12 protein-coding genes are annotated in these 11,641 nt (G+C 60.6%); 9 read left to right on the top strand and 3 right to left on the bottom strand.

Features of this window, described 5'->3' with window-relative positions:
* Nucleotides 1-87: 87 nt before the first annotated feature.
* From CH92_RS06035 to CH92_RS06055, 5 genes are all read left to right on the top strand, one after another.
* A complete protein-coding gene (locus CH92_RS06035; RefSeq protein WP_025240881.1) occupies nucleotides 88-963 on the top strand; it encodes a YihY/virulence factor BrkB family protein in 876 nt (291 codons plus the stop codon).
* Nucleotides 964-1,157: 194 nt separating this feature from the next.
* On the top strand, nucleotides 1,158-2,273 hold the full coding sequence (locus CH92_RS06040; RefSeq protein WP_025240882.1) for a glycosyltransferase family 4 protein: 1,116 nt from the start codon (nucleotides 1,158-1,160) through the stop codon (nucleotides 2,271-2,273).
* A complete protein-coding gene (locus CH92_RS06045) occupies nucleotides 2,266-3,030 on the top strand; it encodes a DUF2334 domain-containing protein (protein ID WP_025240883.1) in 765 nt (254 codons plus the stop codon). Before CH92_RS06040 ends, CH92_RS06045 begins: the two co-directional genes overlap by 8 nt.
* Nucleotides 3,027-4,019 (top strand): lysylphosphatidylglycerol synthase transmembrane domain-containing protein, encoded by a 993-nt coding sequence (locus CH92_RS06050; protein ID WP_025240884.1) that lies wholly within the window; start codon nucleotides 3,027-3,029, stop codon nucleotides 4,017-4,019. The genes CH92_RS06045 and CH92_RS06050 overlap by 4 nt, the downstream gene beginning before the upstream one ends.
* Before the next feature lie 111 nt (nucleotides 4,020-4,130).
* On the top strand, nucleotides 4,131-4,322 hold the full coding sequence (locus tag CH92_RS06055) for a CsbD family protein (RefSeq protein WP_025240885.1): 192 nt from the start codon (nucleotides 4,131-4,133) through the stop codon (nucleotides 4,320-4,322).
* 63 nt (nucleotides 4,323-4,385) lie between these two features.
* Here the strand turns inward: CH92_RS06055 and fdxA are convergent, their stop codons facing one another.
* Nucleotides 4,386-4,709, bottom strand: coding sequence for a ferredoxin FdxA (gene fdxA / locus CH92_RS06060; RefSeq protein WP_025240886.1), 324 nt, complete (start codon nucleotides 4,707-4,709; stop codon nucleotides 4,386-4,388).
* Nucleotides 4,710-4,841: 132 nt separating this feature from the next.
* Entirely contained in the window at nucleotides 4,842-7,415 is a 2,574-nt protein-coding gene (mutS, locus tag CH92_RS06065) for a DNA mismatch repair protein MutS (RefSeq protein ID WP_025240887.1), read from the bottom strand.
* 270 nt (nucleotides 7,416-7,685) lie between these two features.
* Between mutS and CH92_RS06070 the strand changes: the two genes are divergently transcribed.
* From CH92_RS06070 to recX, 4 genes are all read left to right on the top strand, one after another.
* The gene (locus CH92_RS06070; RefSeq protein WP_025240888.1) at nucleotides 7,686-8,111 is read left to right on the top strand and encodes a potassium channel family protein; all 426 of its coding nucleotides are present in this window, start codon (nucleotides 7,686-7,688) and stop codon (nucleotides 8,109-8,111) included.
* A 136-nt stretch (nucleotides 8,112-8,247) separates the two neighbouring features.
* Nucleotides 8,248-8,748, top strand: coding sequence for a CinA family protein (locus CH92_RS06075; RefSeq protein WP_025240889.1), 501 nt, complete (start codon nucleotides 8,248-8,250; stop codon nucleotides 8,746-8,748).
* 84 nt (nucleotides 8,749-8,832) lie between these two features.
* Nucleotides 8,833-9,876 carry a recombinase RecA gene (gene recA, locus CH92_RS06080; RefSeq protein ID WP_025240890.1) on the top strand — a complete coding sequence of 348 codons (1,044 nt, stop codon included), beginning with the start codon at nucleotides 8,833-8,835 and terminating at the stop codon, nucleotides 9,874-9,876.
* A gap of 5 nt (nucleotides 9,877-9,881) precedes the next feature.
* A complete protein-coding gene (gene recX / locus CH92_RS06085; RefSeq protein ID WP_025240891.1) occupies nucleotides 9,882-10,349 on the top strand; it encodes a recombination regulator RecX in 468 nt (155 codons plus the stop codon).
* A gap of 61 nt (nucleotides 10,350-10,410) precedes the next feature.
* Here the strand turns inward: recX and CH92_RS06090 are convergent, their stop codons facing one another.
* Entirely contained in the window at nucleotides 10,411-11,502 is a 1,092-nt protein-coding gene (locus CH92_RS06090) for an LOG family protein (RefSeq protein ID WP_025240892.1), read from the bottom strand.
* Nucleotides 11,503-11,641 lie beyond the last annotated feature (139 nt).

Below are 11,641 nucleotides of genomic sequence, written 5' to 3' on the forward strand. Positions count from 1 at the left end.
GGCCGGGGCGAACCGCGGCGAACTCTTGTTACGACTGGTCGTCCCATTTTTTGGAAGGGTTTATTTTGACGGCTCGGGGGAAAAGCAATGGCATTGCTGGAGACGCGCGGAATCAGCGGTTTCGAGTTGTTGAAACGCACCTTGAAGGAGTTCAACAACGACGACATGACGACCTATGCGTCGGCGTTGGCCTATCGAGCTATCTTTTCGCTGTTTCCCTTTCTGCTGTTCCTGATCGCCATGCTGGGCATGCTCGATCTGCAGACGTTCTTTGACTGGCTACGAGAGCAGGTGTCGCTTGTGCTGCCGCCCGATGCGCTGGAACTGGTCAATCCGGTGATTGACCAGATGCAGGCGCAGAAGAGCGGTGTTCTATCGGTGGGTATCCTCGTTGCGCTGTGGTCCGCGTCGATCGGTATTCGCTCGCTGATGAACGCGATGAACAAGGCATACGACGTCGAAGAGGGCCGTCCGACTTGGAAACTGATGCTGTTGGCGGTCGCCTACACCATCGGACTGGCGCTGATTCTGCTCGCGACGGCAGCTTTGATGGTGACCGGCCCGCAGGTAATGGCATGGCTTGCCGATCAGGTGGGGCTGAAAGAGATAGTCGTGACGCTGTGGACCTGGTTGCGTTGGCCAGTCGTTGTGATCCTGATGATGCTGGTGGTGGCCTTGCTGTACTACGTCACGCCGGACGTGGAGCAGGAGTTTCGCTTCATCACGCCGGGCTCGGTGCTGTCGGTGATCGTCTGGATTGCCGCCTCGGTAGGCTTCGGCATCTACGTGCAGAACTTCGGCAACTACGACGCCACCTACGGCAGCATCGGGGCGGTCATCGTGCTGTTGCTCTATTTCTATATCTCGGCGGCGGTACTGCTGTTCGGTGCGGAAATGAATGCCGTCATCGAGCATGCATCATCCGAAGGCAAGGATCGGGGAGACAAGCGCGTCGACAGCTGAAAATCAGCTGACCGGAATTTTTCGACTAGCTAAGCGCGCCGGCGAACAACCGTCTACGTCGGTGGTCCATTGATTTCATTGCAGAATCTTTCGGGCGATAGCTGGCGCTGGCTTGATGAGGGGGAGGGCTTATCAACCCTGCCGGCCTTCGCTTTCGAGGGCGCTGCATCGAGACCTCACGGAGACGCTCCACTTTGCATATCGCCGACATGACCATGTTCTACGCCCCCGCCAGTGGCGGTGTGCGTACCTACCTCGAGGCCAAACACCGACGCCTGCAGCTGTATTCGGGGGTCCGTCACAGCATTCTGGTGCCGGGAGACAGCTACAGCCATGACGGCGGCATTTACCAGATACCCGCGCCGGCTCTGCCTTTCGGCAAGGGTTACCGTTTCCCGGTACGACGCGCGCCGTGGCGCAATCAGCTGCGCGCGTTGCGTCCCGATGTGATCGAGGTCGGCGATCCCTACATGACCGCCTGGGCGGCGCTCGATGCCGGCCGACGTCTCGACGTTCCGGTAATCGGCTTCTACCACTCCGACTTGCCATTGCTGGTCAGCAACCGGATTGGCGGCTGGCTGGGTACCAACATGAATGGTTATGTCTCACGGCTGTACAGCAGTTTCGACCGGGTACTGGCGCCGAGCCGGGTGATGGCGGAAAAGTTGCGGCAGCTGGACGTCGACAACGTCTACGTGCAGCCACTGGGTGTCGATCTGGAGACCTTTCGCCCGGATCGCTGCGATCCGCAGCTGCGTCGGGAACTAGGGCTGGAAGACGATGTGCGGCTGATGATCTTTGCCGGGCGCGGCTCGAGAGAGAAGAACATCGATGTCCTGCTGGAAACCGCCCGCCTGCTCGGTAAGCCCTACCATCTGCTGCTGGTGGGGTCGAGCATGCCCCACCGGGTGCCGGCGAACGTGTCGGTGATCGATCGCTTCTGCCCTGCATCGGACGTCGCGCGCTATATGGCCAGCTGCGATGTGTTGTTGCATGCCGGCAATCAAGAGACCTTCGGCCTGGTCGCACTGGAAGCCATGGCCAGCGGCATTCCGGTGATTGCGGCGCGAGCCGGTGCGCTGCCCGAATTGGTGCCGTTTCATACCGGTCGCCTGTGCCGCCCTCTGGATGCCCAGGCGATGGCGCAGACGGTGCAGGAGCTGTTCGAGGACGATCCCAGGCTGCTGGGAATGCAAGCCCGCCAGCATGTCGAGGCGCATCACGCGTGGGACGCCGTGGTCGCAGGACTACTTGCGCACTATCACGCCGTGTTGGGTACAGCCGATCTGCCGGTTGCCGTGCATGGCTGAGCGCAGTCTGATGTTAGTGCTGCACGATGTAGCGCCTGAAACCTGGGTGGACTATCAGCCTTTCGTGCAGGCGGTCGACGCGCTGGGCGATATCCCGATTTCCTGGCTGGTGGTGCCGGATTTTCACCGGCGCAATCGGCTAGAAGATCATCCCGGGTTCTGCCGCATGCTCGACGGTCGGCTGGCGCGCGGCGATGAGCTGGTGTTGCACGGCTACTATCATGCCGACGAAGCACCGCCGCCGCGCGCGCCGCGGGACTGGTTCATGCGTCGTGTGTTCACCCACGAAGGCGAGTTCTATCCGCTCGACGAAGCCGAAGCGGCGCGACGGCTGCAGCGAGGCATTGAGTTGTTTGCACGGCTGCAATGGCCGCTGCATGGTTTCGTAGCGCCGGCCTGGTTGCTTGGACCGGGCGCGCGGCGCGCGCTGGCGACAACCGGTTTGACCTATACCAGTGACCCTGGGCACTTCTACCTGTTACCCGACTACGCCCCGATAGGTGCGCCGGGCCTGGTCTGGAGCGCGCGCAGCGCCTGGCGTCGCGGGATCTCCCGGGTGGTCAGCGAACAGATGCTCAATCGTCATCGGCAGGCACCGGTGCTGCGTCTGGGGCTGCATCCGGTGGATATGCGGCATGATTTTTCGCGTGATTACTGGCTGGACCTGCTGATTCGCCTAATGGAAGACGGTCGGTATCCGCGGACCAAGATCGACTGGTTGAATCAACATGCTTTGGCTTCGAGCGCAGCGGCATGAGCGGCCGTTGGTGGCTGCTGCTGGGCGCATTGCTGGTCGCTGCGTTGATCCCTCTGTTGCTAGGGGGAAGCGGACTGTTCGAGCGGTTGTTGGGCTTTCCTCCGTGGTTATTGTTGAGCATGCTCGGGATGATTCTGCTCGGCTGGTACCTCAATGCGTTACGTCTGCGCTTGCTGGTGGGCAGACGGCGGATTGGGCAGCGCCGCGCCCTGGGTGTCGTCATCGCTACCGAATTCGCGATCTGCGCAACACCGGGCGGTGCCGGCGGGCCGCTGACGATGATGGCCTTGTTGCGTCGGCAGGGCGTTACACCGGCCAAGGGCACGGCAACCTATGCAGTCGAACAGCTGACCGACCTGCTGTTCTTCGCGTGTGCCCTGGTGGGTGTGCTGATCTATGCGGTGACCCATTCGCTGAATGCTTACATCGCCAGTCTGCTCGGGGTCAGTGCAGCGCTGCTGATCGCCCTGATGGTATTACTGGCGCTGCTCGGACGTTTTCACCGTCAGGTATTTCTGCTGAATGGCTGGCTGGTCGGTCGGCTCGGTGTGGGCGAATCCCGCAAGCGTACCTGGGCCAGGAAGGTGTTGAGTTTCCGTAATGCATTGCTGGATTGTTTCCGACTGCCACGGACGATTTTGCTGGGGGTGTTCATTCTGACCACGCTGCATTGGTTGCTGCGCTACAGCGTGTTGTATCTCACCTTGCAAGGGCTGGGTAGCCAGCTCGCCTGGGCCTGGACCTTCATCGTCCAACTGCTGGCATTGACCGCCGGCCAACTGAGCCTGTTGCCGGGCGGCGCCGGTAGCGCCGAGCTGGCATCGGCGGCGTTGCTTGCGCCGCTGGTGGGCAAGTCCACAGCCGCGGCCGCAATCCTTATCTGGCGCTTCGTGACCTATTACTTCTATCTGATTGCAGGTGCACCGCTGTTCTTGCATCTGGCGGGTCGGCCGCTATTCAACCGCCTGGTGAAAGCGCGCAACGGTTGAGCATGCCGAAGCTCTGAAAAGCCGGTTGCGGTACCGTTGCTCGGAAAAGCGAAACTATCCGGCGACCGCTCCGGTCCACTTAACGACACCCATGAAAAAGAGGAACATGCCATGAGCAGTACCGAAGACAAGATGAAAGGCAACCTCAACGAAGCCGCCGGCAAGGCAAAGCAGGGTCTCGGTGAGGCAACCGACAACGAGCGCATGAAGAATGAAGGCCAGCGTCAGGAGATCAAAGGCGATGCGCAGCAGGTCAAGGGCGAAGCCAAGGACACCTTGAAGAAAGGCGTCGATCGCGCCTGATCGATAGCTTGATAAAAAATGCCCGCATCAGCGGGCATTTTTTGTTTTGGCGAGCGGATCAGCTCAGCGCTCCAGGTGCTGAAGTTTATCCTTCACCCCATCCCAGTCTTCAGCATCCGCCAGGGCATCCTTTTTCTCTGTTATGTTCGGCCAGACTTCCGCCAGATCGGCGTTCAGTTCGATGAACTCCTGCTGATCGTCGGGCACCTCGTCCTCGGAGAAGATCGCCTGAGCCGGGCACTCCGGCTCGCAGAGCGCGCAGTCGATGCACTCATCTGGATGAATTACCAGAAAATTCGGGCCTTCGTAGAAGCAGTCGACCGGGCAGACTTCCACACAGTCGGTGTATTTGCACTTGATGCAGTTGTCGGTGACGACGAAGGTCATTTCTAGCTATCTCCTCGGGCGTGTCAGGTGGCGTTGCAAAGACGCCCCCGTTCGGCAGGGCTATGGCGACACCAGGCAAATGCCGCACATATCCAAAAAATGCGCGCGATTCTAGCAGCTTTTTCGCAGCCGTCAGACACGAGCTTTCAGGTTGTATAGCAGGTCCAGCGCTTGGCGCGGAGTCATATCATCGGGTTTGATTCGCCCCAATTCTTCGACCACTGGGTGCGGCAGGCTTGCGAACAGGTCGTTCTGCATCGGCGGTGCGGGCTGGCCAGCGGCGATTTTCGGCGTTTCATGGGGCAAACTGGTGGTTTCCAGCCGCGACAGATGGTCGCGTGCACGTTGAATAACCGTGCCGGGAACCCCCGCCAGCTGTGCCACCGCCAGGCCATAACTCTGGCTGGCCGGCCCCGGCAGAACGTGGTGTAGAAAGACGATGCGCTCGTTGTGCTCGGTGGCCGACAGATGCACGTTGGCCACGACCGGCTGGCTTTCCGGCAGCACCGTCAGTTCGAAGTAGTGAGTCGCGAACAGCGTGAAGGAGCTCAGATGGGCCAGGTGCTCGGCCGCCGCCCAGGCCAGCGATAGGCCATCAAAGGTGCTGGTGCCACGGCCGACCTCGTCCATCAGCACCAGGCTGCGGTCGCTGGCGTTGTGCAGGATATTGGCGGTCTCGCTCATCTCCACCATGAAGGTCGAGCGGCCGCCGGCCAGGTCGTCCGAAGAGCCGATACGGGTGAAGATGCGGTCGACCAACGACAGCTCGCAGGTTTTCGCCGGGACGAAGCTGCCGATCTGTGCGAGCAGCACGATCAGGGCAGTCTGGCGCATGTAGGTCGACTTGCCGCCCATGTTCGGGCCGGTGATGACCAGCATGCGGGTGTCGTCATCGAGAGCGAGATCGTTTGCCACGAATGGCGTCTGCAGGACTTGCTCGACCACCGGATGGCGGCCTTGCTCAATTTGCAGGCAAGGATGCTCGACGAAGCGTGGGCGATTGAGATCCAGTGTCAGGGCGCGCTCGGCCAGGTTGCTCAGGACGTCGAGCTCGGCCAGCGCCGCGGCGCTTTCCTGTAACGGTGCCAGGTGCCCGATGAGCCGCTCGAGCAGCTCCTCATAAAGCTGTTTTTCACGTGCCAGGGCCCGGCTCTTGGCAGACAGCGCCTTGTCTTCGAATTCCTTAAGCTCCGGGGTGATGAAACGCTCGGCGCCCTTGAGAGTCTGCCGGCGGATGTAGTCGGCAGGCGCCGACTCGGCCTGCTTGCTCGGCAACTCAATGAAGTAGCCATGCACGCGGTTGTAGCCAACCTTGAGGTTGGCCAGCCCCGTGCGGGCCTTCTCGCGGGTTTCCAAGTCCATCAGATACTGGCCGGCGTTTTCGGACAGCGACTGCAATTCGTCCAACTCGGCGTCGTAGCCGGTTTTCAGCACCCCGCCGTCGCGGATGACCGCCGGCGGATTGTCGATGATCGCCTTGGCCAGTAGCTCGGCCAGTTCGGGATAAGTGCGGATGGTGGCGGCCAGTTCGGTAAGGTGCGGCGCCACCAACTCCTGCATGCCGTCCTGTAGTTGCGGCAAGGCGGCCAGCGCATCGCGCAGACGCGCCAGATCACGCGGGCGGGCATTGCGCAGGCCTATCCGCGCGAGAATGCGTTCGAGATCGCCGATTTCCTTGAGCTGCGGCTGGATCTGTTCGAAGCGGTAATGCTCCAGCAGGCAGGTGATCGAATCCTGACGGGCCTCGAGCACACCACGATCGCGCAACGGGCGGTTCAGCCAGCGGCTGAGCAGACGACTGCCCATGGCGGTCTGGCAGCGGTCGACGACCGACTGCAGGGTGTTTTCGCGACCGCCGCCCAGGTTGATGTCCAGCTCCAGATTGCGCCGGGTCGCGCCGTCGAGGATCACGGTGTCGTCGAGACGCTCATGGCGCAGACTGCGCAGATGGTGCAAAGCGGTGCGCTGGGTTTCCTTGGCGTAGGTCAGCAGGCAGCCGGCGGCGCCAATCGCCAGGGTCAGCTTTTCGCAGCCGAACCCTTTCAGCTCCTGGGTGCCGAACTGCTGGCAGAGGCCCTTGAACGCGCTGTCGCGGTCGAAATCCCAAGGCGCACGCCGGCGCACACCGCGGCGCTTTTCCACCGGCAAGTTGGCCGGCCAGTCATCCGGAATCATCAGCTCGGCGGGGTTCAGGCGTTCCACCTCGGCCAGCAGGGTTTCCCATCCGCTGAACTCTTGCACGCTGAAGCGCCCGCTGGTGATGTCCAGCACCGACAGCCCGAACAGTTTTTCGTCGCCCACCACGGCGGCCAAGAGATTGTCACGGTGCTCGTCGAGCAGTGCTTCGTCGCTGACCGTGCCCGGCGTGATGATGCGTACCACCTGACGTTCCACCGGCCCCTTGCTGGTCGCGGGGTCGCCGATCTGCTCGCAGATCACCACCGACTCGCCCAGCTTGACCAGGCGTCCAAGGTAGCCTTCAGCGGAGTGGAAGGGGATGCCCGCCATCGGGATCGCATTGCCGCCGGATTGGCCGCGGGCGGTCAGAGTGATATCCAGCAGCTTCGCGGCTTTCTTGGCGTCTTCGTAGAAGAGCTCGTAGAAGTCACCCATGCGGTAGAACATTAACTGGTCAGGATGCTCGCGCTTGAGCTTCCAGTACTGCTGCATCATGGGGGTGTGGTGGGACAGGTCTTGTGACGACATATAGCTCGATACTTGAAATAGATGCAGGAATAGCGGCCGCTGAGTGCCTCGTCGGCTGTTGCGGCCATCGGCAGGCAACCCTGATTGTGCCGGCTGGATCAAACCGGCAAGGTTAGCATGGGCTGTCTGTGTATCGATGCGGCACTTCCCTGTTTGCGCTATTCGGCATCCTGATGCTGACAGCAGGGAGCCCGCCCCTCCGCCGTGGGTCAAAATCGCTAGATCGAGCAAATGACAGAACTGACGCAAGCACTGGATTCGGCACCCAACCTGATAATCGTCTCGCTGGTGAACCTCTTTGTCGTCGTGACAGTTGTGGTGGTGCATTACGAGTTTCTGTCACGTCTATCGGTTCGCCGAGTCAAGCCGCGCTTCAATCATCGAGTCGGTATCGTTTTCGGCGTATGCGGCGCGCTCGCGGCGCATACGGTGGAAGTGTGGATATTCGCATTCGCCTATTACTTCATGAATCGCGCGCCTGGATGGGGCGAACTTTTCGGACAGTTCAGCGGTGGTCTGATGGACTGCGTTTATTTTTCCTTCACGACCTTCACCACTCTTGGGTTCGGCGATATTCACCCGGTTGGGCCGGTCAGGTTTTTGACTGGGGTCGAGGCGCTGACCGGACTGGTGCTGATTACCTGGACCGCATCGTTCCTGTTTCTTGAAATGCAGCGGCACTGGGATAGCAGGTGAACGTCCCAATGCGCCGCGCGAGTTGCGCATCGCCCGGTATCGCTGCGCAGTTTGGCTTATAGACGATGGCGGGCTGAATCATCGTCCGACAAGGCCTGTTAAGGTAGGCATTTCGAAACTGCTGTCCGGAGCACTCATGTCATCTTTGACCGATCTGGCTGCAAGGCTGGGGGCTGCATTACAAGCGCAGTCTGCACAGGTGACCACCGCCGAATCCTGCACCGGCGGAGGCATAGCCGAAGCCATCACCCGCATTGCCGGTAGCTCGGCGTGGTTTGAAGCGGGCTTCGTGACCTACTCCAATGCACAGAAAACCCGTCTGCTGAACGTGCCGGCCGTGTTGTTCACTCAGGTGGGCGCCGTCAGTCGCGAAGTAGTCGAAGCCATGGCGCGTGGCGCGCAGCATGTCAGCGGGGCGCGTTATGGTGTCGCGGTGAGCGGCGTCGCCGGGCCAGGCGGGGGCTCGCCCGAGAAGCCGGTTGGCACTGTGTGGCTCGCCTGGGCAGCTGGCGAGCAGGTCGTTGCCCGGCGTTTCCAGTTTGCCGGTGATCGGCAGGCTGTACGTGAGCAGAGCGTGGAAGCTGCGCTCGTCGGGTTGAGCAGGCTTGTGGCGGGAGAAAATCCGTTTCAGGGCTAGGCGCGTCATAATGCCTATGCTCTAATACTGTCTACTTATACAGTTGTTGTGGCCTCTGGCCCTCTTGATCAAGTGAGGATTGTAATGGACGAGAACAAGAAGCGCGCCTTGGCTGCCGCCTTGGGCCAGATCGAAAAGCAGTTCGGTAAAGGCGCGGTCATGCGCATGGGCGATCACGATCGCCAGGCGATTCCCTCCATTTCCACCGGCTCGCTGGGCCTGGATATCGCGCTGGGCATCGGTGGTCTGCCGAAAGGGCGAATCGTTGAAATCTATGGTCCGGAATCTTCCGGTAAAACCACCCTGACGCTGTCGGTTATCGCAGAAGCGCAGAAGATGGGCGCGACCTGTGCCTTCGTCGATGCCGAGCATGCGCTCGATCCCGATTACGCCGGTAAGCTCGGTGTCAACGTCGACGACCTGCTGGTTTCGCAGCCGGATACTGGCGAGCAGGCGCTTGAGATCACTGACATGCTGGTGCGTTCCAATGCGGTTGACGTGATCATCGTCGACTCCGTAGCTGCCCTGGTACCCAAGGCGGAAATTGAGGGCGAGATGGGTGATACCCACGTGGGTCTGCAGGCACGTCTGATGTCCCAGGCGCTGCGCAAGATCACCGGTAATATCAAGAACGCCAATTGCCTGGTGATCTTTATCAACCAGATCCGCATGAAGATCGGCGTGATGTTCGGTAGCCCGGAAACCACCACTGGCGGTAACGCGCTGAAATTCTACGCCTCGGTTCGCCTCGACATTCGTCGTACCGGTGCGGTGAAAGAAGGCGACGAAGTGGTCGGCAGCGAAACCCGCGTTAAGGTCGTCAAAAATAAAGTGGCACCGCCGTTCCGCCAGGCCGAGTTCCAGATCCTTTACGGCAAAGGTATCTACCGCAACGGTGAAGTCATCGACCTGGGTGTGCAACAAGGTCTGGTCGAGAAGTCGGGTGCCTGGTACGCCTACAAGGGCAACAAGATCGGTCAGGGCAAGGCCAATGCGGCCAAATACCTGGAAGAAAACCCGGAAATCGGTCGTGAGATCGAACAGCAGATTCGCGACAAGCTGCTGGTGGTTGCGCCGAATACCAAGGCCAGCCCGGTTGCCGAAGATTTGGCCGAAGCCGATCTCTGATCGGTATGCCGGTGGTGCTCGATAGCCCCGCTGCTGTGCGGCGGGCAGCCATGGATCTCCTGGCCCGTCGGGAGCATGGGCGCATCGAATTGAGCCGCAAGTTGCGCTCACGAGGCGCGCCTGTCGAGCTCATCGAGCCGGCGCTGGATCGGCTGGCTGAGGAAGGGCTCCTCAGCGAAGCACGCTATCTAGAGAGCTTCGTACGCATGCGCGCCAATGCGGGTTACGGTCCCTTGCGCATCCGCGAGGAACTGTCCCAGCGAGGCTTGGCCCGTGAGGACATCGAACAGGCCCTGCGTGACAGCGGTTTCGATTGGAGTGCGCAGCTGCAGGACGTCTGGATGCGAAAATTTGCCGGTGAATTGCCGGGCAATCAGCGGGAAAGAGCGCGGCAGGGCCGCTTCCTCAGTTACCGGGGTTACCCGTTGGACATGATAGGACGGCTGTTGCGGGGCGGCTCAGTTGACGGCTGAGCCGCTGTGCCGACTGTATCTTCTTTAGCCGAATCCGGTCTCCGGACTTGCGGTGTCCGGTTTAGCTCTCCGCTCCGGATGGGGTCACCCAGTTTTTCGGTTCATTGATGAAATCGGTCAGTTCGCGCAGACGGCCGTGGTCGCGGCCGTTGAACACGAAGCTCAGCCGCGGCAATTGTTGCAGCTCCGGCTCGTCCAGCTCCATCTCGCAGCAAGTTTGCTGTTCGAAGCGGCCCTTGAGGCGCAGATCGGCGAACTCTCTGTCCAAAAACTCTAATGCGGCATCGGTCAGCATATGGTTCATGCGCATGACGAAACGTTCTTTCAACCAGCGGCTCGAGTGAAAATTGCTGTAAAACCTGTCGATCTCCGTGGCGGCATCTTCGGCGTTATCGACCAGCCGCATCAGTCGCATGTCGGTGGGCAGGATGTAGCGGTTGTCCTCTAGCTGTCGGCGAATGAAGCTCAGCGCATCCCTCCAGAATGTGCCGTCGGGCTCGTCCAGCAGCACCACCGGTACCAGCGGGCTCTTGCCGGTCTGTATCAGTGTCAACACTTCCAATGTTTCGTCCAGCGTGCCGAAGCCGCCCGGACAAAGCACCAGTGCATCAGCCTCCTTGATGAAGAACAGCTTGCGCACAAAGAAGAAATGGAACGACAGCAGATGGTCGGTGCCGTCTACCGTCGGGTTGGCGTGCTGTTCAAAGGGCAAGGTAATGTTCAACCCGAGGCTGTTATCGGTACCGGCGCCTTCATGCGCCGCCGCCATGATGCCCCCGCCAGCACCGGTAATGACCATCAGATCATAGCGCGCCAGCGTTTCCCCTAGTTCGCGTGCAAGGGCATACAACGGGTGTTCGATGGGGGTACGCGCCGAGCCGAACACCGTAACCTTGCGGCGGCGTTTGAACTGGTCGAGTCTGCTGAATGCATGCTCCATCTCGCGCATGGTCTGCAGCAGAATCTTGGCGTCCCAGCGACTTCGATCGGCCTGAGCCATGCGCATGACGGTGACCAGCATTTCACGGTAGAGGGGGAGGTTCTGGCTGTTGGGTGGGACGACCAGTGCCACCAGCTCATCGAGCTTTTTCGACAGCTCTGCACCGCTGGTCTTGAAATGTCGCGAAAGGTAATCGTCCGGGTCGAAAGGCATACTAGGTCTCCCTTGTATTAGTGCTTGCGGCTCTGTGTGGTGCCGCCCTGCGCAAGGTGGTGCCCGTGTGTAAGCGTGTGTAAGCGGTCTCCGAGAACGACGTGGATAGGTGTCTTGCGGCGAACCGTGTAACACCTAT

The organism is Stutzerimonas stutzeri (genome assembly GCF_000590475.1).
GTDB lineage: Bacteria > Pseudomonadota > Gammaproteobacteria > Pseudomonadales > Pseudomonadaceae > Stutzerimonas > Stutzerimonas stutzeri_D.

Bases quoted from the DNA above. Each gene is read 5' to 3' on its own strand.
- CH92_RS06035 (WP_025240881.1), top strand. From the start codon at position 88: ATGGCATTGCTGGAGACGCGCGGAATCAGCGGTTTCGAGTTGTTGAAA.
- CH92_RS06045 (WP_025240883.1), top strand. From the start codon at position 2,266: ATGGCTGAGCGCAGTCTGATGTTAGTGCTGCACGATGTAGCGCCTGAA.
- CH92_RS06050 (WP_025240884.1), top strand. From the start codon at position 3,027: ATGAGCGGCCGTTGGTGGCTGCTGCTGGGCGCATTGCTGGTCGCTGCG.
- CH92_RS06055 (WP_025240885.1), top strand. From the start codon at position 4,131: ATGAGCAGTACCGAAGACAAGATGAAAGGCAACCTCAACGAAGCCGCC.
- fdxA (WP_025240886.1), bottom strand. From the start codon at position 4,709: ATGACCTTCGTCGTCACCGACAACTGCATCAAGTGCAAATACACCGAC.
- mutS (WP_025240887.1), bottom strand. From the start codon at position 7,415: ATGTCGTCACAAGACCTGTCCCACCACACCCCCATGATGCAGCAGTAC.
- CH92_RS06075 (WP_025240889.1), top strand. From the start codon at position 8,248: ATGTCATCTTTGACCGATCTGGCTGCAAGGCTGGGGGCTGCATTACAA.
- recA (WP_025240890.1), top strand. From the start codon at position 8,833: ATGGACGAGAACAAGAAGCGCGCCTTGGCTGCCGCCTTGGGCCAGATC.
- recX (WP_025240891.1), top strand. From the start codon at position 9,882: ATGCCGGTGGTGCTCGATAGCCCCGCTGCTGTGCGGCGGGCAGCCATG.
- CH92_RS06090 (WP_025240892.1), bottom strand. From the start codon at position 11,502: ATGCCTTTCGACCCGGACGATTACCTTTCGCGACATTTCAAGACCAGC.